This is a genomic window from Mahella sp. (genome assembly GCF_020054945.1).
Taxonomy (GTDB): Bacteria; Bacillota; Clostridia; order Mahellales; family Mahellaceae; genus Mahella.
Genome location: NZ_JAIHAU010000012.1, coordinates 1 through 25,958, shown reverse-complemented (window position 1 = coordinate 25,958; position 25,958 = coordinate 1). Strand labels below are relative to the sequence as shown.

Genomic DNA, 25,958 nt, shown 5'->3' with positions numbered 1-25,958 from the left:
TACTCGCAGGATACTTTTGAAAGGCTTGCTTAGTATATACTAAGCAAGCCGCGTATCTCCACACCGGTTAATCATATAATAATTCAGCTATACCCGGATCATCTATATTTTCATGAGTATAAAATTTAGCCCCGGTATCAATAAATTCATCGACTTTTTCTCCGTTTATAACTTTATAAGCAATCTCAACAGGTTTATAACCTATCGTATACGGATCTTGTGTAACCGAACCATAGAAATATTGCTTTCTAACAGCATTCTTCTGTGGAGCACCGGCATCAAAACCAACCACTATTAAGTCTTTATACTTCCCTTTCTCGCGATCGAGTTCTGTACCATCCGACGTTGCAGCGAGAATGCCAGTCACAGAAGCTTCATTTGATGCAAAATATCCTATGAGATTTTTTGTATTAGAAAGCATGGTTTGAGCCGCCGCTTGCGCATCCGTATAGCTAGTAGACGGAGGGACCGTAACTTTTATAGAAACCACAGCTGGCTTCGAAGCAGGTTTAGCAAATACCTGATGTCCTACCACTTCTACAGCTCCTGGAAATAGCTCTTCTGTCTTTGCTTTCATAGTATCTATAAAACCATTGGTACGCTCAATTATTGCCGCTGCTGTAACATCCTGTGATTGCACCGCAATAGCTACCGGATTATCCTCAGTTGCCGCTTTAAGCCTCTCATTAAATTGCGGATTGTTAAACATCTCTTCGGCCGCCATTTTGGTTGCTTCATAATTGTTTGTTGCAATTGTAGAAATAATTGTACCTTCCGGAGCATTAGGCACCCCCGAGTTAAATCCTATGACAGGTATTCCTTCCTCTTTTGCTTTAAGAAGCTGCTGCGTAATCGCCTGACTATCAAGTGCAGAAATAATAATAGCATCCGGATTCTTGGACAACGCATTGTTTAACATATCCACTTGAACACTTATATCCGATTCTGTAGGTGGCCCCTCAAAAGTTATTTCTACATTGTATTTTGCTGCGGCATCTTGCGCACCTTTATAAACCGTTTGCCAAAATTGATGTTGGAACCCCGGAGCCACTATAGCTATATAAGGCTTTTCACTATTTCCTGTTTCGGCATTTTGTGCTGTATCGCCTGAAGACGCTTCCGGAGTTGCCTCTTCCTCAGTCCCTCCACTACATCCAACCAAAGCCACAGTCATCAGCATTACTGCCAAAAAAATTACCCAAAATCTTTTCATTTGAATCTCCCTTTCTTTCTTTTTTATTTTATCAGTGCTCAAAAGCACTAATCGCCTTTATATTACTTTGAAAAAGCTAAATATTCAGGCGAACTGCCACCATGCGTTTTATACATAGATGATAAGGATAATCCCATTTATCCCGCTGATATTCCTTATCAAAACTGCGGCTATCCTCATTTAAAGGCATCAAGCACAGGTGCTGGTTTGACTACAAGGGTACTGATAAGCCTTGTAAATGTACTGATTCGCCTTATGACAAGACTGTTTACTTTAAGCATGGGGATGATTTAAGGCTTTATCCGCTGGACAAGCGATAGTCAGGCTTTCACGAGAAATATAAAAGGCGTACAGCAACCGAAATGAATAACAAGAGGTTTTTTAACGATTATGATATTGAAACGTACAAAATCGGAAACTCTAAAATGAAGTTCGCTTTACCAGCTAGGGCTGCGATAAATGTTCATCTGGGATGCTTGGCTTAAGTATACATGCTTCAATATCATCGATCTGCTGGAGAAAATATCTACGACAGCATAGGCGGTATAATGACATAAAGCTGTAAGACTTAATGTGCTTCCTAAAATCCGCCTATAGAAGCCAGATTAACTTTGCTGTGCCTTTATGCGATTTTCAATGTGCAATAATCCTAATTTATGTCATATTATGCTATGCTCTAGTCCCTTGTTAGACTCTATTACGAAGCTATATGGATTATGTTGGATATGCATTGAATTTCCAGTCAGTTTTCGATAGCCTGCTGTAAATATTCGCCGTGAATACCGCAAATCCTCTACGTTACTGCCGATTACCCAACACCACAATATGTAATAATTACTCCAGAATATTTTTGATCTTTCTTCTTATCGTTTCGGCCTCGTTGGGTTTTAACAGACCCGCTTTCACGTGAAAAATAATCTTTTGGCCAGCCTGCAGGATCTTTATATTGCCTTTTTCTTTTTCGGCAATATAGCCGCCGTTCTCCGCCGTACCGGGTAGTACGAGCCCCAAAGCGTCTTCGTTCCTGGTTCTGGCTATCCATCTTATGCCGTGATCCAATTCAGCCGGTCTATGGCTCACATAATCAGCATAGCCATCGGGATGTATTTGCATACTGTAGGATTTACCTTCTGCATCGCATAAATAATTTATGCTGAATACCACCTCCGGGTCAAATACCAATCCCGGTTTTAAAACATGATGCATTTCAGGATTCTTCTGGAGCGCATATAAGAAATTCTTAAACTCTTCCAATCCCGCCGACGGCTTGATGTGAGAAGGAATGTTTATATGCACTCTGACATCATCGGGATTACATTTAGCGCTGTAAACAAGCTCTCCGTAATCCACGGGACGAAAGTTTATATGCATCATATACATTAACTCCATATCGGTGTTTTTCAGATTGGTTATAGCCATGGAGGCCGATAGAACCGCGGAATCCTCGTAGAGTTTAATAAATGGTTCCGCCAAGTAATTATGATTAAACGCCACGATATGATGATATTGCCCCCCGACACCGATATATCGTCCTTTATCATCCTCACCGATCTTTAAATACGCTGTTTCATAAGGTGCATTGGGTAACTCTCCATGCAACGGGTGGCTGTCTTTGGCCGATGGAACCCCCATAGCCGTAGCTCCGCAATGAAGTATAAAACCTCCGTATGTGCGAAGGTAATCCGTCGTCGGATATGGCTGGGGCAACATAGACTTCATAGTCAATTCCTTACCGTCAAAGCGACAGCTCCAAACCTGCTGACCCTGGTAAGGAAGTACGATTATCTCCCCTCGGCGATTGGTCAGTCGCAAAGCATGCACACCGGTATCAAAGATGAAGGCGCCCGCCGTCATATCCCCGTTTTGGACTATTGTTCTCTCTTTGGCCGCAAAATAATCTTTTTGCAAATACACTAAAGATTCACATGACAATCTCATCATACCTCCTCTTTCCTTTACCCCCGCTCATTTTCTAATCTTTTACCGCATCAAAAAGGGCTTCGATATTAGCCGGATCAACATCGGGGAGAATGGCCTCGTGGCTGGGTGATATAATAAGGCCTGTGGGAAATATCTGTTTCAATTCCAACACTTTGGCTCTAACCTCGTCCGGCTTGCCCAATACCAGCAGATTTTGCGCGTCTACGCCGCCGCAAAAGGCAACCTTATCCCCAAAATCCTTTTTAAGCCTGTACGGGTCCATTCCATGTGCCAGTGCTTGAATAGGATGTATGGCATCCACGCCCATCTCTATAAGGTCCGGTATGATGTCGGCTATCGCCCCGCACGAATGATGTATCACCTTAAGACCGTAGCTTTTGGCTTGTTGTATTAATTTACGCGTGCCCGGCCATACGAATTCCCTTATGGCGGCGGGCGACAGCATCAAGCCGGTCTGGCTGCCGAAATCATTGCCTATGAGCACAGCATGCAGTTTTCCTTTAGTGGCATCATAAAATATTTCATTGGCCTCAATATAAAAATCCGTAATTCTGTTTATTACCGCTCTGAACATCTCCGGCTCCAACTTCATCTTCATCAGCGCCGTCGACATGCCGAAAGCAGCGCAGGCATCCTGGAAATGCGCGGACCATATGACACCCAAAATAGGATATCCTTCGGGCGCTCGATCCACAATCCTTTTACACTCCTCCGGATCGACGTGTTTCGACGGATTTGGCCAATCAAAATCATCTATGCGCGACGGATCGGAGTAATCCTCAAAAAACCCCGGCGCCGTAAGCGTCCTGTCGGGAAGCTTTTCTTTGGCGAAATCCAATGCTGTATATATTGCATCGCTTGTGGGAGAATGATAAGGCATTTCTACTGCATAAATATCGTCGTCGATAACGCGTTTTAACTGGTCCATGTTATCCACCTGGAAGTACTCGAATAAATTATCGCAGGCCTCAGGCACAGGCAGCCCAAGCCACGAGGCGGGCCTATCCGTTTCTCTTCTCTCTATGGTAGCATAAAAACGCTCTATATGATCCATTGACATCCCCTCCTATAAAGTAACGAGTACTTTCGAAAACTCTGAAAGCGCTTAAAATCTATGTTAAAGGCTAGACTGTTTATCTCTTGCCTCCAGCATTAACCACATATACCCATTCTTATCCTCAGTTAATTGTTACCTCTAACTGGTTTCGTATCTCGTCTATATGCTTTGTCCAAAAATTTTCTTTATATCTTTACTTATAATATCCCATTTACGGCAACGTCCTGCCTTGACTTTTCTAAAATCGTTCCATAATCGAAAATGGTAATCCTATTTTTTAAGCCAGTTACACAATTATGTGGTTTTCAATACGTAATAACTTTAATTTATGTTATATTATACTATTCTTTAATCCTTTTACTCGCAAGATACTTTTGAAAGGCTTGCTTAGTATATACTAAGCAAGCCGCGTATCTCCATACCGGTTAATCATATAATAATTCAGCTATATCCGGATCATCTATATTTTCATGAGTATAAAATTTAGCTCCAGTATCAATAAATTCATCGCCTTTTTCTCCGTTTATCGCTTTATAAGCGACCTCAACGGCTTTATAGCCTATTGTATACGGATCTTGTGTAACCGAACCATAGAAATATTGCTTTTTAACGGCATTCTTCTGTGGAGCACCAGCGTCAAAGCCAACCACTATCAAGTCCTTATACCTCCCCTTCTCGCGATCAAGTTCTGTACCATCCGACGTTGCAGCGAGAATGCCAGTCACAGAGGCTTCATTTGATACAAAATATCCTATGAGATTTTTTGTATTAGAAAGCATGGTTTGAGCCGCCGCCTGCGCATCCGTATAGCTAGTAGACGGAGGAACCGTAACTTTTATAGAAACCACAGCTGGCTTCGAAGCAGGTTTAGCAAATACCTGATGTCCTACCACTTCTACAGCTCCTGGAAATAGCTCTTCTGCCTTTGCTTTCATAGTATCTATAAAACCATTGGTACGATCAACTATCGATGCTGATGTAGCATCCTGTGATTGTACTGCAATAGCTACCGGATTATCCTCAGTTGCCGCTTTAAGCCTCTCATTAAATTGCGGATTGTTAAACATCTCTTCGGCCGCCATTTTGGCCGCTTCATAATTGTTTGTTGCAACTGTAGAAACAATTGTACCTTCCGGAGCATTAGGTACCCCCGAGTCAAATCCTACGACAGGTATTCCTTCCTCTTTTGCTTTAAGAAGCTGCTGCGTAACCGATTGAGTGTCAAGTGCGGCAAGGCAAATAGCAGCCGGATTCTTGGATAACGCATTGTTTAACATATCTACTTGAGCGCTTATATCCGATTCTGTCGGTGGTCCCTCAAAAGTTATCTCTACATTGTATTCTGCTGCAGCATCTTGTGATCCCTTATAAACCGTTTGCCAAAATTGATGTTGAAATCCTTTAGACACTATAGCTATATAAGGTTTTTCATCATTCCCTGTTTCGGCATTTTGTGCTGTATCGCCTGTAGGCGTTTCCGGAGTTGCCTCTTCCTCAGTCCCTCCACTACATCCAACCAAAGCCACAGCCAACAACATTACCGCCAAAAAAATTGCCCAAAATCTCTTCATCTGAATCTCCCTTTCTTTCTTTTTTATTTTATTAGTGCTCAAAAGCACTAATTAACTTTATATTACTTTGAATCGGAAACTTCTGTCGCTCTTTTATTTCTGTAAATATCAAACAAAACTGCAGCGATAACTACAATTCCTGTAAAAAGCGTTTGGTAATGAGCTTGTAAATTCATTGACATCAATCCTTGTTTTAATACACTCATTATATAAACGCCTATCAGAGTTCCGGTTATACTGCCAATACCCCCAGATAAAGATGTTCCGCCTATTACGGCTGCTGCAATAGCTAATAATTCGAAGCCGTTACCCGTAGCCGGTACTATAGAAGTATATGCAGCAGCATACATTATCCCGCCAATGCCACTAAATAATCCAGAAATAATATAGGCTATCGTCTTCCATTTAATCACATTTACACCTGATAGTCTGGTAGCCTCCTCATTGGAACCCACAGCAAAAATATAACGGCCGACTTTGGTTTTGGTTAAGATTATATGTGCAATTATAGCAGCTAACAATAACCATATTATGCCTATGGGAAACCCATTGTCAGTTTTATAGAACACATGCTTAAACCATCCCTCTGGGCTGGTTACATCAGGATATCTGATTGTTACTACCTTTGAAACTATGGCCCCCATCCCTTGTGCTATCATCATACTGCCCAGCGTAGCGACAAAAGGTGGTAATTTAAATCTTGCAACCAAAACACCGTTTAGGAAGCCAAATAAAGTCCCCACTATGACGCCTATCAAAAGCGATAATCCCATTGATAAACCCCAATTATTATGCGCTACACCGCCTATCAATGCCGAGCATATAAGGACTGTACCCAAAGAAAGGTCTATACCACCGGTTATTATAACAAATGTGACACCTATAGCCATAAATCCTATATAATATGAGGAATCAAGGATATTAACGAACGCGTCATATGAAAAAAAGTTGTTTCCAAATAATGCAAAAAATATGTAAAGTGCAACCAATGCACCCAATGCCATATATTGGAATATGTTTACTTTTTTGCTGTTATCTCTCACGTTAATTTCTCCTCCTTTTTACTTTATTGAAGTAGCGCATTTCATTATAACCTCTTGATCAGCTTCCGCTATATCCAAAATCCCAGTATTAACCCCTTCGCACATTACAAGTATTCTATCGCTTAACCTAAGAATCTCCGGTAATTCGGAAGATATCACTATTATAGACTTGCCCTCCTTGGTTAAATCGATTATTAACTTATATATCTCGCTTTTTGCTCCCACATCTATACCTCTGGTAGGTTCATCAAAAATTAGAATATCGCTGTTTTTTATAAGCCACTTGGCCATTACTGCTTTTTGTTGGTTACCCCCAGATAAATTCATGACCAGTTGTTCAATTGAAGGAGTTTTTATATTAAGCTTTTTTACATAATCATTTGTTACCTCCATTTCTTTCTTTGAATCTATAAAACCTTTATCAACATAATTATCCAGAGAAGCCAAAGTGACATTCTCCCGCACAGATAGACCAAGCGCTAATCCGAAACGTTTTCTATCCTCTGAAAGATAACCTATGCCATTAGCCACAGCATCCTGCGGAGAATTAATCTCTACTTTTACACCTTTTACAAAGATCTCTCCACCTTCTTTAGGGTCAGCTCCGAATATTAACCTAGCAGTCTCGGTACGCCCTGATCCCAACAAGCCTGCAAAGCCCAGTATTTCTCCTTTTCTGAGTTCAAATGACACATTCTTAACATCCTTAGAGCACAGATTTTCCACTTTAAGTACGATAGGAGCATCTTCTGGCACAGCGCTTTGCTCTTTAGGCTGTTCGTAAATAACGCGACCAACCATGAGTCGTATTATTTCATCTTTATTAGTCTCGCTAGTATTAAGAGTTGCCACATATTGGCCATCACGCATTACAGTTACTCTATCACTTATATCGAACACTTCTTCTATGCGATGGGATATATAAATAACACCACAATTTTTTGATTTTAGATCCTTTATAAATTGGAAGAGTTCATCGATCTCACTCTCTGTCAAGGCAGCAGTAGGCTCATCCATTATTATAACATCAGAATTGTAAGAAAGAGCCTTTGCTATTTCCACCATTTGTTGTTTAGCTACGGTTAAATCCCTTACTTTTGTTTCAGGATTGATATCGATATTAAGGGTTTCCAACAACTTTTGCGTTTCACGATTAATAGCTTTTTGGTCGATAAAAATGCCTTTCACAAATTCTTTGCCGATAAATATATTTTCTGCAACAGTTAAATGCGGTATTAAATTGAGTTCTTGATGAATCATTCCTATTCCAGCGTCCTGCGCTTCTTTAGGAGCTGAAAAATCAACTTCTTTTCCTTTGTACAAAATCTTTCCGCTATCCTTTTTATAAATACCGGCCAATATTTTCATAAGTGTAGATTTGCCAGCACCATTTTCCCCCACTAACGCATGAACTTCGCCGGCATTGAGATCAAAATGGCAGCCACTTAGTGCATGTACACCAGGAAACGATTTGTTGATATCCTCCATCAATACTACCTGTTCCCTCATTGTTTCACCTCAACAATCATCAATAATTTAGTTAACTCACCAACTTACATCATGATTTAGCCAAAAGCACGATGAACATAACCGAAAACTCAAAGTGAATTTATTAATAAGCACGCCCCCTCCTAGCAATATAAATTTTGTCTCGCAACCCTTTTATAAAAACTTTATATCATTTCAATATAACATAAATTATTCAGTAAACGTTATCAGTGCAAATTATATTTCTTTATTAAAGCACTGTCAAACACCATAAATCGGCTTAATCGTCTTTTATCTTATGTTATCATAACTTTAGCTCCTATTATCTAATCATATCTCCTTTTTTCTTTCCTCAATCTCTCATAATGTGATCTCCCCGTTAACATCCCAAAGATCTCGCCAATCGTTTGCCCCTTCCCATAAAAATACCTGACCCTTAATGAGTCGACAGTTTTTATCGGCCGCTGCCAGTTCTTTCATTTCTTCTTCGGTAAGCGGGTCTTCTATTGTGCACCGCAAATTGGCCGCATATTTGTCTCGATGAATTGAGAACGGGATTGGAATTTGCCCACGCTGAACCGCCCATTTGATACAAATTATCGCCGGATGAACGCCGTGTGTTTTTGCTATTTTAACCACCACCGGATCTTCTATATCCACTACATCATCCGGTGTTCTGTCACGATCAGGCCGAGAAGGCGATCCTATCGGGCAAAAGCCTATAGGCTGTATGCCGTGATCAAGACAAAATTGAAACAATTCAGGTTGCTGGAAACAAGGATGTAATTCCATTTCATTAGCAGCAGGCATAATGGTACAATCCCTTAAAAGCAGTTTCAGCTTGGGTATGGTCATATTGGAAGTACCGATATGTCTTACATAGCCCGCCTTTAACAATCTTTCCATCTGATACCACGTCTCCATATACTCTTCATGAATATATGGCCTGGCGCTCGGATCGCGATAATCCGGTGGCGCTCCTTTGGGATGAAAGTTCGGAAACGGCCAATGAATGAAATACAGATCAATATAATCCAATTTCAGATCTTTAAGGGATTTGGCGCATGAAAGCAACACATCTCCCTTGCCATGCATATCGTTCCATACTTTTGATGTTATAAAAAGTTCTTCTCGCTTAACGCCCGATCTCATAATCTCCTGAAAGACATCGCCTATAAGAGCCTCGTTTCCGTATACGGATGCACAATCGAAAAGCCTAAAGCCCACCTCAGCGGCGCCTATCTTCTCCTTCAATTTTAATATTCTATAAGCATTGACAATTTACTAGTTAATCAATAGTATCTTTCCGTCTATCGGTATATGTCCCCTATATAAATCAAACGCATCGTTTACATCGCTCAGCGCGAATTTCTTATGTATCATGGTTTCGCATTTAAGGACCTTCCGCGCTAAGGCATCGGCCGTAAGCATCCATTCTTTACCCGGAAACGGTGCTGAATAGGACATCCACGAGCCTGTAAGTTTTAATTCTTTGCGCAGTATTTTCTCAAAAATCGGTGGTGATAGGGTAAGGTCAGCCGCAGGTGTACCTATAAAGCATACCGTGCCTTTATTGGCCGCTATATCAAGGCTTAGCCTTTGGGTAAACGTAACGCCGGCCGTTTCAAAAACATAATCTATACCCCCCTCCTCCGTTATTTTGCTTATTTCATCCTTAAAATCATCTTCAGAGGTATTTATACATACATCTGCCCCCATATCCTTAGATTTGGCTAACTTAGCTTCATCTACATCAAACGCCGTGATGTGCGCCGCTCCCAATATCCTCAGCCATTGTACCGTAAGTTGACCTATTGTGCCGACACCTAATACGGCTGCACCAAATCCCGGACGAAAATCGGCGTTGAAAATGCCGTGCAACGCTACCGTGGAAGGTTCAAAGAAAGCCCCTTCTTCGAAGCTTACATTATCCGGAAGTTTAATAATATTTCGAGCCGGCACTTTTACATACTGAGCCCAGCTTCCGAACACACTGGAACCTATAAATTTATAATACCTGCACTGTGAAAAATGGCCGAGCTGGCAATCTATGCACTTGTGGCACGGCAAAAGCGGTGCTGCTGTCACCCTGTCGCCTTTTTCAACATTACTTACCTTCTCACCCACGTCCGCTATCACCCCCGCCAACTCATGCCCAAGCACAATAGGGTAATAGTGAGCTGCATCGCCCAGCACTCTAGGTATATCAGAACCGCATATCCCCGTGGCTCTCACTTCAATGAGCACTTCATCCGGTGATATAATCGGCGTATCTATATCTTCATATCTTATATCATTCTTAGCATGTAAAACAGCTGCTTTCATCATATTACCTCCTTTTGAACAGCATAAAGCTTATCATAGGTTTGTTCTAGTCTATCATATATTTCTCTATATACGGCATAAAGCTTATCATATATATAAAAGTTATCCGCGTTTGGCTCATATGATTTCCTTATCCTCACCGTCTTGGATACGGCTTCACGGAAATCTTTATATACGCCTGTTCCAACACCGGCCAATATAGCGGCGCCTAACGCTGTAGCGTCGTCGGCATAAGGAACTTGTATCCTTTTTTTAGTTACATCGGCTTTTATCTGCGTCCACAAGGAGCTCTTAGCCGCTCCGCCCACGCTTATCAATTCATCGACATGTACCCCGGCTTGTTGGGCAACTTCTATATTATGGCGCAGTGAATAAGCGCATCCTTCCATCACGGCCCGCGCCGCATGCATTCTGGTTTTATCGTATGAAAGACCGAAAAATACACCTCTGGCCTTCGGATTCCATATCGGCGAACGCTCGCCGGACATATAGGGCAGAAATATCAAGCCATCGCTGCCTGGTTTTATAGCTGATGCTTTCTGATCCACGATGTTATAAACGCTGACACCTTTTTTGTCAGCTTCGCAGGTCTCCGCATAACCGAATTGATCGACGAACCACCTGAGCGCGCCCCCTCCGCCTACGGTGCCACCCTGCAACAACCATGCATCGGGTACAACGTGATAGCCAAGTATAAGGCGGGGCTCTATAACGGGTTTATCCACATATATACTCATTCCGCCGGCTTGACCGCCTTGCTCTTGTGTTTGGCCGATCGATACGACACCGGCTCCCAATGTTGATGCGGCGGCATCCAACCCTCCGGCCACCACAGGTGTCCCAGCCAAAAGGCCGGTGCTTCCGGCAGCCTCCTCAGTCACGCTTCCAACCACATCACAGCATTCGAATATATCAGCTACTTTGTCTATATCCAAACCCATTTGTCGGCATAGTTCCCGATCATAAACGCCTTCTGTTATGTTAAAAAAATGAAATCCATAACCCTGCGATTTATCTTGCGTAAAAAGACCAGTTAACTTGTATACTATAAATCCGTTGCTCTGTAAGAATTTATAAGTTCTGTTGTAGATATCCGGTTCATTCTCTTTTATCCACATCATTTTGGGCGTTATATATGCCGGATCCGGTGGATTGCCGCTCACTCCGATAAGCCTTTGTACGCCAACGGCTTGAGCCATGCGTTCAGCTTGTTGCTGTGCCCTACGGTCAAACCATATTATAGCCGGCCTCAACGCCTTGCCATCGCATGAAACGGGTAAGGCCGACCAGCTCTGTCCGTCTACACCTACGCCTACCACGTCTGCCGGACGCACCTTCCCCTGTTTCCATATACATTGCAGCGCATGGCATACCCCTTGCCACCAATCATCCGCATATTGTTCGGCCCAGCCGGACCGCGGATAATGCACATCATATGAGCACAATGCGGACGCCGCTACCTTGCCGTCTATATCAAACGCCACGACTTTGCAAGCTGATGTACCTATATCTATGCCAAGAATATATGGTCCCATATAAGCTCCTTTACATCACAAAATATTAGAATATCCTATCATAGCTTTTTTATCGACTGCCCATCAATGAAATTGGCTTTAAGGCGTATTACCTGTGGAAAATTGTCATGACTCCCTCTCATACGCTGATAGAGCATCTCGGCCGCTTTCTGGCCTATTTCGGCCATAGGCTGCACAACCACTGACAGCGAAGGCCTTATAATCTTAGAGAGTTCCAGTTGGTCAAATCCTATAAGCGAAAGTTGATCAGGTATTTGTATACCGGCCTCATTTACGGCCATTATAGCCCCTATAGTCATCTCGTAATTGGCTACAAATACTGCGGTAGGCGGACATTCCAGCCGCATAAGCTCATTTATGAGCTTATAACCCGTATCCTCAGTATAATCGCCGTATCTTATCAGGCTCTCGTCCATAGGCAAGTTATAATCGACAAATACGCGTCTATAACCCTCCTGGCGTTCTCTGGCGGTATATATATGCTTCGGACCGGTTATCATGCCTATACGCCTGTGGCCCAGCGTTATCAGACGCTCTACCGCCTGATAAACGGCATTCACATTATCCACAAGCACCGCATCCAATTTGGCGTTCTCGACCAAACGATCCATCAATACAGCCGGTATCTCGTCGCCCAATACCTCGGTTATATGGGTACCGTCGCTGCCGGTTGGCATTATCACCACGCCATCCACATATTTGTCCTTCACGAATTGGAGTTTAGCTTTTTCTTTTTGCACATCGCTTTGGCTATCGCACACTATAACGCTATAACCGTACTGATCCAAATGGCGTTCTATACCTTCGATAATGCTCATGCTGAATACATTAGCCAAAGCAGGTACTACTACCGCCACCGTCATGGATTTACTGGTCTTAAGGCTCCTAGCCACGGGATTGAGCTTAAAATCCAGGCGCCTTACGGCCTCCTCTATCTTGCGTTTATTTACCTCGCTGACTTCATAACCATTCAGATACCTTGAAACGGTACCTACTGACACCTGTGCCAATGCTGCCACATCTTTTATAGTCGCTGCCATTGCATCCCTCCTCGATGAAACGATTCAATTTATATCAGTATTATACTAGACCCTTTCTTATATTGTCAAATATTATTTCATTTCTTTTATGGACTGCCATCCTTCACGGGCCATGGATATCAGCAGAGGATTATCCTCCCTGTCTTTATGATTTACAACACGGCTGAACCATTGTACCGCTTGCGCAGCATTGCCCAAACGTCGGCATAATTCACCTATAATGTAAAGTAAGTTCATCTCATTTGAATTATCATCGGTTTGGCGCTCATAAGCAGCAATATATTCGTCCAGCGCCGCCTGCAAAAAGCGCCTTTCTTCTTGTTCGTCATTGCTGAATCGGTACAGCCATGCTATCCGCAGGCACAAGGTTGCTAATTCCGACGGTTTATCGTGTTTCAATTGAGCGCACAAAAGTGCCAGTTTATAGCATTCCAACGCCTGCTCCAATGTACGCTCACCGCCGTAATCGCGCGATGTCCAACTTGATGTCATATTCTGAAGCACGGCCTTTTTGCCCTCGACATCTATTTTGTCGAAATGATCGGCTAAAGCCGCATATCCGCAATGCGGGCATACATAGACATCGTAAAGCATCGGATTGACACCTTTATAGTGTACGCAAAAATCGCTATCTCTCGTTTCCACTTTTATCGATGACGTTCTGACACGTGTGGAGGTAAAATTTCTGCCGCACACAGGGCATTTTATTTCCTTTGTGTATAAAGCTTCTTTATCCATTAAATCACTCCCGATTTCTAATTATACACCTTATGAATCGTCGCGGCAAATTCATTTAGACCGCATTGCGGGCATAATGCAATTATGATAAAATAAACATAGGATACGGAAGGAGCGAATTAGATTGACCGTTCTCGAAGCCAAGGGCATAAGCAAAGCCTTCGGTTCAAAGGATATATTGAAAGATATGAGCTTTCGCGTGGAGCAAGGCGATAAAATAGGCATAGTAGGCCCTAACGGTGCCGGTAAAACCACGCTTATAAAAATAATAACAGGTATAGAGCATGCCGATACCGGCGAGATATACATGTCCGGCCAATGTTCGATAGGCTATTTATCCCAAGATGCCGGCCTCGATGTAAAAAACACCGTTTGGAATGAAATGCTCTCAGCGTTCAGCGAGGTAATAGCCATAGAGACACGCATGCACGAATTAGAACAGCTTATGGCGGATGGTCAGACGGATAAAGGCACGATGTCAGAATACGCCCGCCTATCCGACCAATTCGCTCATTTGGACGGTTACAGCTATGAAAGCTATACAAGGGGCGTACTCATCGGATTGGGTTTCTCGCCGAACGAATTCGAACAAGCCGTGACCACTTTGAGCGGCGGTCAGAAGACGCGCATAGCGCTCGGTAAATTGCTGCTGCAAAAGCCGCAGCTATTATTGCTGGACGAGCCGACCAACCATTTGGATATTGATGCCACCCAGTGGTTGGAGGGTTTCTTGCAGAATTATGCGGGCACTATAATGGTTGTATCGCACGATCGCTATTTCATGGACGCCGTATGTAATAAAATATTCGATATAGAGAATACCACGATGACGGTCTATGATGGCAACTATTCGCGGTATGCCGCCTTAAAGCGCCAAACGATGGAACAACAAGCTAAAGACTATGACCTCCAGCAGAGAGAGATAAAGCGTCAGCAGGAGATTATAGACAGATTTCGCTCATATAATCGTGAAAAAAGCATACGCGCCGCCGAAAGCCGCCAAAAAGCGTTGGACCGTATGGAACGTATAGATAAGCCCGTCGAACAGCAGAGCATAAGCTTTGCTTTCAAGGCGCGCCAACGCGGCGCCAATGATGCATTGAAGGTGGAATCGCTGAGTAAATCATTTGAAGATAAATGCGTTCTGAGCGATGTAACCTTCGAATTAAAGCGCAGCCAGAGGGCTGCCGTTATAGGCCCCAATGGCATAGGTAAGTCCACGCTGCTCAAAATCATAGCAGAGCAATTGGAGGCTTCATCCGGCAGAATACGCATGGGACAGAATACGTTTTTAGGATATTATGATCAGGAGCACGCCGGCCTCAATCCTGACAAAACCGTTCTCGAAGAGCTCTGGGACGCTTACCCCCTTCTCATCCAGACCGATGTGCGCAAGATATTGGCCGTATTCCTTTTTAAGGGCGACGACGTATTTAAGAGAATAAACGATTTGAGCGGCGGCGAACGCGCCCGCCTAGCGTTGGCCAAATTAATGCCGGCAGGGTATAATATGCTGCTGCTGGACGAACCGACCAACCATCTTGACATATCGGCGCGTGAGGCGCTGGAGGACGCTCTAAAAGATTATGATGGAACATTGTTGACGGTATCCCATGACAGATATTTTATAAACAAGATAGCCGATATAATACTCGAACTTACGCCTAGCGGGATAACTGCATATGATGGCAATTATGACGATTATCAGCAGCAAAGGCATCTACAGGATGAATCGCTTCAAGCTCCGACTACACCGGCCAAAAGAAGGGCTAAACCCCAGGCCGAAAATAGAGCGCAGCCTGTAATATCTCAAGATATAGAATCTGAAATAGTAACCATAGAGGGCCGCATAGCGGAATTGGAAGCGGCCATGTGCGATCCGGACATATATACCGACGGTCAAAAAATGCGTCAATTGACGGATGAACATGCCAAGCTGAAAACTGAATTGGAAGAATTATACGAAAAATGGGCATAGGTTCAAACCTATGCCCTGCTGTACAACATATTATAGCGGTCCGCATGTTTTTGCTCATCGGTCACAATGATATATAACCAATCCTTCATATACCAGAACGGAGCTTCTATCAATATGATCCTGTATTCTTCCACAGCAGATGTCTCCCCCATTATGGCGCTGGCCAAGCCCTCCTTATAGTTTTTGGGCGGCGATACATCAGGCTCAGGCACGTTTATATAAGAACCGGTGAGGTAGGTATACATGTCGCTGAACATCTTGTAATGTTTAAACTCGTCTTCGCGTATGTGCTTTATAATATCTTTATCTTCAGCCGGCGCCATATCGACGAGCATAGCATAAAAAGCCGCATCATGCTGTTCGGCCGCCATGGCTTCCCTTATGCGCCGGACCAAATCGGGTTTATCGGCATACATAGTAGTATCATCTCCACACATAGATTCTTATATATACTATGCCATGCCACCCTAAACCGTGCCGCCTTATATCGCGTCAGAGCGTAATCGTTCTATCATGCTTTTCACCTGCGGTATAAGGGATATTACAAAGCAAATAGCAGTATCCGTGCCTATAACCATACCGTTAACCAATATCGAGTACCATATGGGGTTCATGCCCTCCGGCGCATAACTTGCAAAGAATATTACACCGGACAGAAAGCTGGCCATAAATCTGCCAAAACCGCCGAGCAATACGCCGAGGCTTATATTATGTCGGGAGTACCCTGCCAGACCCAGTGCCCCGAAAGCTATTATATAGTCCAGCAATACCTGCACAGGATGCACTATAAATGGATCCTGTATCAGTTGCAAAAGGCCATAAGCAGCGCCTGCCGCAATACCGGCTGCCGGACCGAAGATATAGGCATATACGAACATTGGCAACATACTTGCCAATGTTATCGAACCACCCTGCGGCCAATGATAAAAACGTATATATGACAATATAAAGGCTATGGCTATGCATAAGCCTCCGTACACGACAGATTTGGTATTAAAGTGGGCTTTGGGGCCTATTACAACTAAAAAGCCGACTACTGCCAATATCGCTATCACCACTGCTATAGCGGTGGGCGTAATCTCGGTCAAGTCCTCAAATATACTTATGATGTAATCCATATGCTCACCTCCTCTCCATTTGTAGTATTCGCCTGACTATGCCCGGAAAGGAGGTTAAAAAAGACCGCATGCCTAGGCATGCGGTCTTAAGCTCTTAACAAACCGCTTCCCTACGCTAGTATTATCTAGACAGGTTCCAAGGGTTAAGCGAGAGGCACTCGCTTTCTCAGCTATTCAGCTCCCCTAGCGGACACAGATCAAACATATTTAATTTTACACCTGCTATTATAGCACTGCCATGGCTTGTATTACAAGCCCAGCAACAAAATTTTTATATCTCGGCTATAAGTTCTATCTCTACCGGCACACCGGCCGGCAATTCGGATACGCCTATGGCCGCGCGCGCATGACGTCCGGTTTCTCCAAATATATCGGCCATCAGCTCCGAAGCTCCATTGACTATTTTAGCCTGTTGTTCAAAACCCGGCGCTGATCTGACATAACCTGTTATCTTTACAATGCGCTTTACATTATCAAGATTCTCTACAGCGCTCTTTAATGCCGCTAAAGCATTTATCGCAGCCAGCCGCGCCGCCTGATAACCTTCATCCACCGATATGTTGCCGCCTACGCTGCCCTTGTATTGTGCCACGCCGTTTATTATAGGCAATTGTCCGGACACGAATACCATATTGCCGCATATAATGGCCGGTATGTACGCGCCCATAGGTGCAGCCGTCTGCGGTAGTTCCAATCCCAATGCCTTTATCCTTTCTTCTACGATAGACAATAGCATCACCTGTATATATAAAAATAATGGCGGCAAGAGCTGCCGCCTAATGAGATAAAAGTCAATTAAGATGTTCTTATTAGGATAGAAAGGCGAAATGTTACAGTACAAAAATGTTACAGAACATGAGCCTTATCCAGCTCCATCACATTTATCCGGGCGTTTCCCCAGCCGCTGGCGGGTCGAGGCAGAAGAACGCCCGGCAAATGATTGACATAAGTTATTATAGCACATGTTTTATAATATATCAACATAAATTTTTTGTGCAATATGTATAATTTTTATCTGATTTTTTCACCTAAAGATCCATGATTTCTTTATATCGACAGCTTTATAAGGGCATAGCTCCTGACAGCAAAAACATCTTATGCAAATATTTAAATCGACATAAGGGCGCTTATCCACCATCTTTATAGCTCTAGGCGGGCAGTTATCGGCACAATCACCGCACCCTTTACACGCATCATGATCAAATACCGGCCTTGCCATGGTCATGTTACGCAAAAAACCGACCATAAACCGCGGCACCTTGCCGTCCAGAAAGCTTACGCCGCGGCGCGGCGGCATCTCGAAATCCTTTATCCTTACATCGTTTATAGGTGTGCCCGCAACCTTTATGTCGGCCAAGCTCGCAGGCAAGCCGCGTTTTTTGGCTTGGCGTATCGTCGGTACATCCTCAAGCGGTATGCCGACTATGGAGGCCGCCGCCACATCGGCGGCAAATGTACTGGCGCTGCCCACTATGACGCCTATACTGCGCGGTCTGCCCGCTGACGGACCATTGCCGTCCATACCCACTATGCCATCTATTATAGCTAATGCCGGTTTTACAGCCATATTTATATCTATGAGCATATCGGCAAAATCATCAAGATCAGGCATTTTAAGATGATATTCAGCCTTTCTCATGCCCGGTACCACGCCGAACATATTTTTCACAGCGCCTGTAAATACTGCCATGCCATGCGTCTTGAGCTTACCTACATCGATTATTACGTCGGCGTCGGCTATAGCCTTGACTATTGACAAACGTTTTAATATCTTGCCGTCGGAGCTGGGCATCTCTGTTTCGGCCACATTGTAGTTGAGCTCGGCGCCTGTATTTTCCGCCGCCTGTTCTATACCGCATGTCCGATATATGCCTCTAAGCGTTCGCTCATTGAACATACCGCCCGGGCTGTCGCCTATCACAGGTATGCCGCCCGCTTTTTGGACTGCTCTGACCACCGCCTCCACAACGGCCGGGTGAGTGGTAACCGCCTCTTCCGGCCGTTTCCTCATCAAAAGATTTATCTTTATAAAAACCCTCTGCCCGGGTTTTATATACCCTTCTATACCGCCTAAGGCGTTCAAACATTTATTCAGCGCTTCCTCGACTTTATCTTTATCATAATCGCCGCATCTTTCTACGGCTACCGGTACAGGCATATCTTATCCTCCATTTATGAATACATTTTGTCCACGACATATTCTATAAGCCGGTCTGGCACCAGGCGCTTCAAAAACGCTATGAGCTTATAATCGGCACCCACTACCGTCCTTATAGGCGGGTTTTGGCTCGCGATTATTTTAGCCATGGCTTTAACAACTATCTCCGGCCCCGGACCGTTCATCTCCGAGCGCTCCATGGCCTCCACAGCTTTTTGGCATCGCTCTTTGTAGGGCGTAGTGCCTTTAGACGCTTCGGTCCACACCCTGCCGGATGTAAAGCCCGTTCTCACATCGCCCGGTTCTATGAGCGCAACCTTTATCCCAAACGGTTTAACCTCTATGCGCATAGCTTGGGATAAGGCTTCCAGAGCGTATTTGCTGGCGCTGTACATGGACTGATACGGTATGGCTATGAAACCGGCCACCGACCCTATATTGATTATAAGGCCGTTGCCATTTGCTCTCATGTATGGCAGCACCGCTCTGCATACGCGCAATACGCCAAAGAAATTGGTATCGAACTCGTCTGCCGCCTCTTGAGGCGTTGTATCTTCGACAGCCCCAGCCAGAGCATACCCCGCACAATTTATGACTATATCGACGCCGCCTTCTTCCTGCGCCATAGAATCTACAACCGATTTTACCGTTTCATCATCGCGCACGTCCATGCGCATCATTTTTATAAAGCCGCCGCTTTCATCATCGGCCTCAATGCTGCCGTCACCATGGCGTGAAGCCCCGTATACATGATAGCCCTCATTCCTTAAATATTCCGCGCATGCTTTGCCCATACCAGATGAAGCACCCGTTACGAGCACCGATTTGCCGTACAACATATGCGCCTCCTCACCACTCAATCATTGAAAATATTCTACCTGTTTCTGCACCCGACAGTCCTATCGAGCTATCAGCATTGTAACCGCCAGCACGGCGAACACTCCGCCTACAACCTTGCTCAAAACTTTTTCATTAACCCTGTTGGCAAACCTCGCAGCGAAACGCCCTCCTATTAGCGTGCCTATTGCTACATATTCCATCCTGCAAAATCCTCCGTCAGTATGTATTATAAGTCATAACATCGTTTATTAAGAATTATAGCATCCTATTGATACTATTACAACAATACTGCTCAGAAGCAGTACCCCATAACCAATATTTTGTTAACATTAAAGGCCCATGAAGCACCTGCGATGATATAAATCAGATTGCATATGCCAATACAGCATGGTAAAATATGATATAATAAATTATTTTTGGAGGTATCATATGATAATCACAACGACACCAAACATCGATGGCAAGAGAATTAAGGAGTACAAAGGCATTGTGAGCGGCGAAACCATCCTTGGCGCCAATGTGTTCCGCGATTTCATGGCAGGGCTCAGCGACTTTTTCGGCGGACGGTCAGCAGCTTATGAAAATGAACTTATAAAAGCACGCAATATAGCGCTCGGTGAGATGCAGCGCCAGGCTGAAGCTTATGGTGCCAATGCAATAGTAGGTATTGATCTGGATTATGAAGTGGTAGGTCAGGGCGGTTCCATGCTCATGGTAACAGCCAGCGGTACGGCCGTATATGTAGAATAAGCCGTGCACCCAGCTTCGACTTATGCCTCCGAGCGGTATCTGCATAGTTAGCTCCTATCAGGCTGCCCCGCGGCACACGAAAGGGCTCACTTACCGTTGCTTCCTTCCAGACCTGGCGGGGTTCATGAGGTTTCGTTGCGCAGGACCCAATGATCTACACCACTTGTGCAGGCCAGTCCTCACAGGCATAGAGCCTAAGCATGGGAATTCGATCCTGCTAGAGCGGATTGCAGGTTACAGGGCACCGCTACCTCCCCATCTAGCACGGCCATGGCGGAGAGAGTGAGATTCGAACTCACGGAGCGGTTACCCGCTCACTCGCTTTCGAGGCGAGCGCCATCGTCCACTCGGCCATCTCTCCATAAATGCGCGCGGGGTCAGCAGTTGTCTGATCCCGCATTTGTGGCGGAGAGAGAGGGATTCGAACCCTCGGTGCAGGTTTTAGCCCACACACTCGATTTCCAGTCGAGCGCCTTCGTCCACTCAGCCATCTCTCCATTTTAGGACTACTTGATAATTATCAGATTATTCAGTTGTCGTTGCGCCGGCTTTCGAAGAACTTCTTCAGTATCTCCTCACAACGTTGTTCTTCAATACCGGCTATAATCTCTATATTACGGTCGAAACGCCTATCCCGCGGCAGATTGTATAATGTGCCGGCACAGCCCCATTTCAAATCAGGCGCGCCATATATAAGCCGTTCTATGCGGCACAGCATCATGGCACCCGCGCACATAGCACACGGCTCAAGCGTGGCATAAAGCTCGCAACCGCCGAGGCGCCAATCATTTGTGGCCGCCATAGCTTGGCGCATGGCCAGCATCTCGGCATGAGCCGTAGCATCATGCAACGCTTCGACTTGGTTGTGACCTCTGCCTATTATCTCATCGCCTTTAACCACTACGGCGCCTATTGGCACTTCGCCTTTGGCCGCCCCGAGTTCAGCCTCTTTTATAGCTTCCGCCATAAATTTATAAAGCCTATCAATTTTATATGACATTCGTTTCAACTCACAAAGGATATTGTAACATGTATCACGCACTTTGGCAAGAGGGGAAAAATAACTACCGCACAGAGATATTGGAATCGCGCAATAGCTTTCTAACCGCTTCGAGCTGTTCATCGGTTGGGACGGCCACATCCTTCAACGGATAGTCCACACAAAGCTGTTCCCACTTATATACGCCCATGGTATGATACGGCAATACTTCCACTAATTCCACATTGGAAAGCCCTGATATGAATCGGCCCAGCGCGCGTATATCATCCGGATCGTCTGTATAACCGGGTACCAGCACATAACGTATCCATGTCGGTATATGCAGCTCACTCAGATGTTGCGCGAACGCCAGAGTCTTATCATTGGACACGCCGGTTAACTCGGTATGTTTTATGGGATCGATCTCTTTTATATCCAGCAGTACCAGATCGGTATACGGTAAAAACGCATCGGCTCTCTCTATATCTACAAATCCGGATGTATCCAAAGCCGTATGAATACCATCGGCCTTGCACCTGCGGAACAGCTCGGCCACAAATCGCCATTGTAGCGTAGGCTCGCCACCGGTTAAAGTGACGCCTCCGCCAGAATACTTCATAAAATTCTTGTATTTTTTTATATCCTGCATCAGCTCGTCTACGCTCATAATGCGACCGTGGGACATATCCCACGTATCGCGATTATGGCAGTATTTGCAGCGCAGCGGACAGCCCTGCATGAAAACCACATAGCGTATGCCAGGGCCGTCCACTGTACCCATGGTCTCTATAGAGTGGATCCTTCCCTTTACATTCACTCTATTTCACCTCATGGAACGTACGGTTTATAACGTCGAGTTGCTGTTCACGGGTCAGCTTGATGAAATTCACCGCATAACCGGACACCCTTATAGTAAGCTGCGGGTATTTCTCAGGATGATCCATGGCGTCTAAAAGAGTTTCCCGGTCAAAGACATTGACGTTTATATGATGACCGTTTTGAGCAAAATAAGCCGACAGCAACGCCACGAGGTTGCTCACGCGCTCTTCCTCATCCTTGCCCAGCGCTTTGGGCACTATGGAGAATGTATAAGATATGCCGTCCTGGGCATATTCATACGGCAGCTTGGCAACCGAGCTCATCGAGGCTACCGCGCCTTTTTTATCACGGCCATGCATCGGGTTGGCTCCCGGAGCGAAAGGCTCTCCCTTTTTACGGCCGTCCGGCGTATTGCCGGTCTTTTTCCCATACACCACGTTGGACGTGATGGTCAGTATAGACTGTGTATGCACAGACTGGCGATATGTGGGTTGCTTTTGCAGTTTGCCCATAAACCGTTGCACTATATCCACAGCTATATCGTCCACGCGATCGTCATTATTGCCAAAGGTTGGAAATTCACCGTCTATCTCGAAATCCACCGCTATACCGTCGTCGTTGCGTATAGGCTTTACCTTAGCATATTTTATAGCTGATAACGAATCGGCCACCACCGAAAGGCCGGCTATGCCGAATGCCATAGTCCGCAGTATATCCTTATCGTGCAGCGCCATCTCTATCGCTTCATAGCTGTATTTATCATGCATATAATGTATTACATTCAAAGCGCCGACATATACCCTTGCCAGCCAATCCAGCATGGTGTCGAAACGCTCCATCACCTCGTCGTAATCGAGATACTCAGATGTTATAGGTGCAAAGCGCGGCGTCACCTGCTGTCCGGACAATTCGTCGCGCCCGCCGTTTATAGCATATAGCAGCGCTTTGGCCAAATTAGCTCTGGCGCCGAAGAACTGCATCTGTTTACCTACGCGCATAGCCGATACACAGCATGCTATGGCGTAATCGTCCCCCCAGTACCGGCGCATGAGATCATCGTTCTCATATTGTATAGCGCTTGTGTGTATGGATAACCCTGCACAATAGCGCTTGAAAGGCTCGGGCAGACGGTTAGACCATAGAACGGTAAGATTCGGTTCGGGTGCCGGCCCCAGATTCTCTAACGTATGCAGCATGCGGAAAGACGTCTTTGTAACCAGCGTACGACCGTCCAAACCCATACCGCCTATAGACTCGGTCACCCATACCGGATCACCGCTGAAGAGCTCGTTATAGCTGGGAGTACGCAAGAACCTCACTATGCGCAGTTTCATCACAAAGTGATCTATCAATTCCTGTGCTTCGCGTTCAGTTAAAATACCCGCTTTTACATCATGGTCGATATATATATCCAAAAAAGTCGATACGCGGCCAAGGCTCATAGCCGCGCCGTTTTGTTCCTTTATGGCTGCGAGGTATCCGAAATACAACCACTGCACGGCCTGGCGCGCATCGTGGGCAGGACCGGATATATCAAACCCATAGGATGAGGCCATCACCTTCAGCTCGTTCAATGCCCGGATTTGATCGTTTATCTCCTCTCGGGCACGTATGACCTCCTCGCTTATATCGTTTACTTCAAGTTGTATAAGCTGTTGCTTTTTATCTTCTATTAGCCTGTCCACACCATAGAGCGCTATTCGCCTGTAGTCGCCTATAATGCGGCCACGTCCGTAAGCATCGGGTAAACCGGTTATAATACCGGCATGGCGCGCCTTTCTCATCTCTGTGGTATAGGCGTCATACACGCCTTGATTATGGGTCTTTCTATATTGAGTGAATATCCTTTCCACCTCGGGATCCAATTCGTAACCGTAAGCTTCACATGCCTGTTTTACCATGCGTATACCGCCGAACGGCATTATAGCCCTTTTCAGCGGCTCATCGGTCTGAAGCCCCACTATTTTCTCCAAATCCTTATCTATATAACCGGGCTTATGCGATGTGATGGTCGATACTGTCTTAGTATCTATGTCCAATACGCCGCCCTTGTCAGTTTCTTTTTTTAACAGCTCGCTTATCTTATCCCAGAGCTTTTGCGTAGCGGCCGTAGGACCGGCCAGAAATGATTCATCGCCTTCATATGGCGTATAATTCAGTTGTATAAAATCCCTTACATCTATATCGCGGCACCATTTGCCTTCTATAAAATCCATCTGACATCAACCTTTCTTAATAAATACAAGTGATTTACTCGTATTTATTATACCACCGAATCGACGTATAATCCAGTTTTCGGCCAAAGTCTTAAAGTTGATTAAATTCGTACAATTTATACAATTCTTTATCCATCATAAACCGAATATCGGGCTTCAAGGCGTCTGAATGCCGCGACCACCACCGATGTAAAGCGCTTGTTTATCCTTCTTTCAAACCGGTAAAGGTTATACCTTCTATAAAATACCTCTGTGCCAAGAAGAACAACGCGATAGTAGGCAGTGCTATAATAACCGATATAGCCATAAGATAGTTCCATTGAGGAGCTTCGTTAACTCCTCCCATGAAGAAATACATCCCTAGCGTCATGGTGTACTTATTCATATCGGTCAAGTATATTAACGGGCCAAGGAAATCATTCCAATAACCCTTAAATGCAAAAACAGCTACAGCCAATAAGGCAGGTTTTATCTGAGGCAACATAATTCTATAGAACGTATCCAAAGGAGACGCCCCGTCTATCTCGGCAGCATCATCAAGCTCAGTCGGAATAGTCAAAAAAAACTGCCTCAACAAAAAGATATAAAATGGCCCCCATGCTGTCCAAGCCCTTAATATAAGTGGGTCAAACTCGCCTACAAGCCCCAGCTTGTTCCATATTATATATGTAGGAATAAGCGTGACATGAAATGGCAACATCATGGTACTGAGCAGCACAAAAAATATGATATCCCTGCCTGGAAAGTTAAATCTTGCAAATCCATACGCCACAAGCGTTTCACTCGCCAGTTCCGCTATCATCCCTAAAATAACTATAAAAACGGTATTTGCCAAATACTTATTAAATGGCATAGCATTCCACGCTTTGGAAAAATTCTCCCAATGGGCCGGCTCTGGTATTAACTCCGGAGGCCAAGCAAATATGTCGGCATCGGCTTTTAATGCTGTCGATATCATCCAGAAAAACGGTATAAGCACTATTACCGCTACAACAGTGATAAGCACGTACACCAAAATATTAGCTACGGTCTTGTGTAATCGCATATAAACCTCCTATCTCAATATTTTAATTATATTTCGCCCTCATCCTCAGAATTTCTTCAGATTTCTCCGTTTTTCATCGATTCTGAAAGTGAGAGTGTTTGCCC

General features: G+C 44.7%; 23 protein-coding genes, 2 tRNA genes, 1 other RNA gene and 1 riboswitch. Of the genes, 2 read left to right on the top strand and 24 right to left on the bottom strand.

The window, feature by feature from the left end; all coding sequences use genetic code 11:
* Nucleotides 1–67 precede the first annotated feature (67 nt).
* From JG770_RS03960 to JG770_RS03910, 11 genes are all read right to left on the bottom strand, one after another.
* Nucleotides 68–1,255, bottom strand: a complete 1,188-nt coding sequence (locus tag JG770_RS03960; protein WP_291955505.1) for a substrate-binding domain-containing protein — start codon at nt 1,253–1,255, stop codon at nt 68–70.
* Nucleotides 1,256–2,047: 792 nt separating this feature from the next.
* Nucleotides 2,048–3,154, bottom strand: coding sequence for a DUF4432 family protein (locus JG770_RS03955; protein WP_291955503.1), 1,107 nt, complete (start codon nt 3,152–3,154; stop codon nt 2,048–2,050).
* A 31-nt stretch (nt 3,155–3,185) separates the two neighbouring features.
* A complete protein-coding gene (locus JG770_RS03950; protein WP_291955500.1) occupies nt 3,186–4,208 on the bottom strand; it encodes a uroporphyrinogen decarboxylase family protein in 1,023 nt (340 codons plus the stop codon).
* 428 nt (nt 4,209–4,636) lie between these two features.
* The gene (locus tag JG770_RS03945) at nt 4,637–5,782 is read right to left on the bottom strand and encodes an ABC transporter substrate-binding protein (protein ID WP_291955498.1); all 1,146 of its coding nucleotides are present in this window, start codon (nt 5,780–5,782) and stop codon (nt 4,637–4,639) included.
* A 62-nt stretch (nt 5,783–5,844) separates the two neighbouring features.
* Entirely contained in the window at nt 5,845–6,786 is a 942-nt protein-coding gene (locus JG770_RS03940; protein ID WP_363320913.1) for an ABC transporter permease, read from the bottom strand.
* Nucleotides 6,787–6,843: 57 nt separating this feature from the next.
* On the bottom strand, nt 6,844–8,334 hold the full coding sequence (locus tag JG770_RS03935) for a sugar ABC transporter ATP-binding protein (RefSeq protein WP_291955494.1): 1,491 nt from the start codon (nt 8,332–8,334) through the stop codon (nt 6,844–6,846).
* A 339-nt stretch (nt 8,335–8,673) separates the two neighbouring features.
* Nucleotides 8,674–9,594 carry an aldo/keto reductase gene (locus JG770_RS03930; protein ID WP_363320912.1) on the bottom strand — a complete coding sequence of 307 codons (921 nt, stop codon included), beginning with the start codon at nt 9,592–9,594 and terminating at the stop codon, nt 8,674–8,676.
* Nucleotides 9,595–9,597: 3 nt separating this feature from the next.
* Nucleotides 9,598–10,638: a galactitol-1-phosphate 5-dehydrogenase gene (locus JG770_RS03925; protein ID WP_363320911.1), complete on the bottom strand. Its 1,041-nt coding sequence runs from the start codon at nt 10,636–10,638 to the stop codon at nt 9,598–9,600.
* The gene (locus JG770_RS03920) at nt 10,638–12,173 is read right to left on the bottom strand and encodes an FGGY-family carbohydrate kinase (RefSeq protein WP_291955487.1); all 1,536 of its coding nucleotides are present in this window, start codon (nt 12,171–12,173) and stop codon (nt 10,638–10,640) included. The genes JG770_RS03925 and JG770_RS03920 overlap by 1 nt, the downstream gene beginning before the upstream one ends.
* A gap of 38 nt (nt 12,174–12,211) precedes the next feature.
* Complete coding sequence (locus JG770_RS03915; RefSeq protein ID WP_291955485.1) at nt 12,212–13,213, bottom strand: LacI family DNA-binding transcriptional regulator; 1,002 nt, start codon at nt 13,211–13,213, stop codon at nt 12,212–12,214.
* Nucleotides 13,214–13,285: 72 nt separating this feature from the next.
* Nucleotides 13,286–13,951 (bottom strand): DUF2225 domain-containing protein, encoded by a 666-nt coding sequence (locus tag JG770_RS03910; RefSeq protein WP_291955483.1) that lies wholly within the window; start codon nt 13,949–13,951, stop codon nt 13,286–13,288.
* Between the two features lie 124 nt (nt 13,952–14,075).
* Between JG770_RS03910 and abc-f the strand changes: the two genes are divergently transcribed.
* The gene (abc-f, locus tag JG770_RS03905; RefSeq protein WP_291955481.1) at nt 14,076–15,929 is read left to right on the top strand and encodes a ribosomal protection-like ABC-F family protein; all 1,854 of its coding nucleotides are present in this window, start codon (nt 14,076–14,078) and stop codon (nt 15,927–15,929) included.
* Between the two features lie 8 nt (nt 15,930–15,937).
* On the opposite strand, the gene JG770_RS03900 is transcribed toward abc-f, so the two are convergent.
* The 6 genes from JG770_RS03900 to JG770_RS03875 form a co-directional block, all read right to left on the bottom strand.
* Nucleotides 15,938–16,345 carry a ferritin-like domain-containing protein gene (locus tag JG770_RS03900; protein WP_291955478.1) on the bottom strand — a complete coding sequence of 136 codons (408 nt, stop codon included), beginning with the start codon at nt 16,343–16,345 and terminating at the stop codon, nt 15,938–15,940.
* Nucleotides 16,346–16,411: 66 nt separating this feature from the next.
* The gene (gene thiT / locus JG770_RS03895) at nt 16,412–17,047 is read right to left on the bottom strand and encodes an energy-coupled thiamine transporter ThiT (RefSeq protein WP_291955475.1); all 636 of its coding nucleotides are present in this window, start codon (nt 17,045–17,047) and stop codon (nt 16,412–16,414) included.
* A gap of 90 nt (nt 17,048–17,137) precedes the next feature.
* Nucleotides 17,138–17,242, bottom strand: a riboswitch (TPP riboswitch).
* 76 nt (nt 17,243–17,318) lie between these two features.
* Entirely contained in the window at nt 17,319–17,813 is a 495-nt protein-coding gene (locus JG770_RS03890) for a RidA family protein (protein ID WP_291955473.1), read from the bottom strand.
* 258 nt (nt 17,814–18,071) lie between these two features.
* Entirely contained in the window at nt 18,072–19,205 is a 1,134-nt protein-coding gene (locus JG770_RS03885) for a DUF362 domain-containing protein (RefSeq protein ID WP_291955469.1), read from the bottom strand.
* A 14-nt stretch (nt 19,206–19,219) separates the two neighbouring features.
* Entirely contained in the window at nt 19,220–20,044 is an 825-nt protein-coding gene (locus JG770_RS03880) for an SDR family oxidoreductase (RefSeq protein WP_291955466.1), read from the bottom strand.
* Between the two features lie 60 nt (nt 20,045–20,104).
* On the bottom strand, nt 20,105–20,245 hold the full coding sequence (locus tag JG770_RS03875; protein ID WP_291955463.1) for a hypothetical protein: 141 nt from the start codon (nt 20,243–20,245) through the stop codon (nt 20,105–20,107).
* A 229-nt stretch (nt 20,246–20,474) separates the two neighbouring features.
* Here JG770_RS03875 and JG770_RS03870 point away from each other — a divergent pair, with 229 nt between their 5' ends.
* Nucleotides 20,475–20,795, top strand: coding sequence for a heavy metal-binding domain-containing protein (locus JG770_RS03870; protein ID WP_291955460.1), 321 nt, complete (start codon nt 20,475–20,477; stop codon nt 20,793–20,795).
* Nucleotide 20,796: 1 nt separating this feature from the next.
* Here the strand turns inward: JG770_RS03870 and ffs are convergent.
* The 7 genes from ffs to JG770_RS03835 form a co-directional block, all read right to left on the bottom strand.
* An RNA gene (gene ffs, locus JG770_RS03865) (signal recognition particle sRNA large type) lies at nt 20,797–21,063 on the bottom strand.
* Between the two features lie 3 nt (nt 21,064–21,066).
* Nucleotides 21,067–21,156 (bottom strand) — tRNA-Ser (locus tag JG770_RS03860).
* 42 nt (nt 21,157–21,198) lie between these two features.
* Nucleotides 21,199–21,292 (bottom strand) — tRNA-Ser (locus tag JG770_RS03855).
* 32 nt (nt 21,293–21,324) lie between these two features.
* On the bottom strand, nt 21,325–21,795 hold the full coding sequence (locus tag JG770_RS03850; RefSeq protein ID WP_291955457.1) for a nucleoside deaminase: 471 nt from the start codon (nt 21,793–21,795) through the stop codon (nt 21,325–21,327).
* Nucleotides 21,796–21,859: 64 nt separating this feature from the next.
* Nucleotides 21,860–22,591 (bottom strand): pyruvate formate-lyase-activating protein, encoded by a 732-nt coding sequence (gene pflA, locus JG770_RS03845; RefSeq protein ID WP_291955453.1) that lies wholly within the window; start codon nt 22,589–22,591, stop codon nt 21,860–21,862.
* 1 nt (nt 22,592) lies between these two features.
* The gene (gene pflB / locus JG770_RS03840) at nt 22,593–24,809 is read right to left on the bottom strand and encodes a formate C-acetyltransferase (protein ID WP_291955450.1); all 2,217 of its coding nucleotides are present in this window, start codon (nt 24,807–24,809) and stop codon (nt 22,593–22,595) included.
* Between the two features lie 202 nt (nt 24,810–25,011).
* On the bottom strand, nt 25,012–25,854 hold the full coding sequence (locus JG770_RS03835; protein ID WP_291955447.1) for a carbohydrate ABC transporter permease: 843 nt from the start codon (nt 25,852–25,854) through the stop codon (nt 25,012–25,014).
* Between the last annotated feature and the right edge of the window lie 104 nt (nt 25,855–25,958).

Excerpts from the sequence above, each read along its gene's own strand:
- JG770_RS03955 (WP_291955503.1), bottom strand. The coding sequence starts at position 3,154 with ATGATGAGATTGTCATGTGAATCTTTAGTGTATTTGCAAAAAGATTAT.
- JG770_RS03950 (WP_291955500.1), bottom strand. The coding sequence starts at position 4,208 with ATGGATCATATAGAGCGTTTTTATGCTACCATAGAGAGAAGAGAAACG.
- JG770_RS03945 (WP_291955498.1), bottom strand. The coding sequence starts at position 5,782 with ATGAAGAGATTTTGGGCAATTTTTTTGGCGGTAATGTTGTTGGCTGTG.
- JG770_RS03940 (WP_363320913.1), bottom strand. The coding sequence starts at position 6,786 with ATGGCATTGGGTGCATTGGTTGCACTTTACATATTTTTTGCATTATTT.
- JG770_RS03935 (WP_291955494.1), bottom strand. The coding sequence starts at position 8,334 with ATGAGGGAACAGGTAGTATTGATGGAGGATATCAACAAATCGTTTCCT.
- JG770_RS03925 (WP_363320911.1), bottom strand. The coding sequence starts at position 10,638 with ATGAAAGCAGCTGTTTTACATGCTAAGAATGATATAAGATATGAAGAT.
- JG770_RS03920 (WP_291955487.1), bottom strand. The coding sequence starts at position 12,173 with ATGGGACCATATATTCTTGGCATAGATATAGGTACATCAGCTTGCAAA.
- JG770_RS03915 (WP_291955485.1), bottom strand. The coding sequence starts at position 13,213 with ATGGCAGCGACTATAAAAGATGTGGCAGCATTGGCACAGGTGTCAGTA.
- JG770_RS03910 (WP_291955483.1), bottom strand. The coding sequence starts at position 13,951 with ATGGATAAAGAAGCTTTATACACAAAGGAAATAAAATGCCCTGTGTGC.
- JG770_RS03900 (WP_291955478.1), bottom strand. The coding sequence starts at position 16,345 with ATGTATGCCGATAAACCCGATTTGGTCCGGCGCATAAGGGAAGCCATG.
- thiT (WP_291955475.1), bottom strand. The coding sequence starts at position 17,047 with ATGGATTACATCATAAGTATATTTGAGGACTTGACCGAGATTACGCCC.
- JG770_RS03885 (WP_291955469.1), bottom strand. The coding sequence starts at position 19,205 with ATGCCTGTACCGGTAGCCGTAGAAAGATGCGGCGATTATGATAAAGAT.
- JG770_RS03880 (WP_291955466.1), bottom strand. The coding sequence starts at position 20,044 with ATGTTGTACGGCAAATCGGTGCTCGTAACGGGTGCTTCATCTGGTATG.
- JG770_RS03875 (WP_291955463.1), bottom strand. The coding sequence starts at position 20,245 with ATGGAATATGTAGCAATAGGCACGCTAATAGGAGGGCGTTTCGCTGCG.
- JG770_RS03870 (WP_291955460.1), top strand. The coding sequence starts at position 20,475 with ATGATAATCACAACGACACCAAACATCGATGGCAAGAGAATTAAGGAG.
- JG770_RS03850 (WP_291955457.1), bottom strand. The coding sequence starts at position 21,795 with ATGTCATATAAAATTGATAGGCTTTATAAATTTATGGCGGAAGCTATA.
- pflB (WP_291955450.1), bottom strand. The coding sequence starts at position 24,809 with ATGGATTTTATAGAAGGCAAATGGTGCCGCGATATAGATGTAAGGGAT.
- JG770_RS03835 (WP_291955447.1), bottom strand. The coding sequence starts at position 25,854 with ATGCGATTACACAAGACCGTAGCTAATATTTTGGTGTACGTGCTTATC.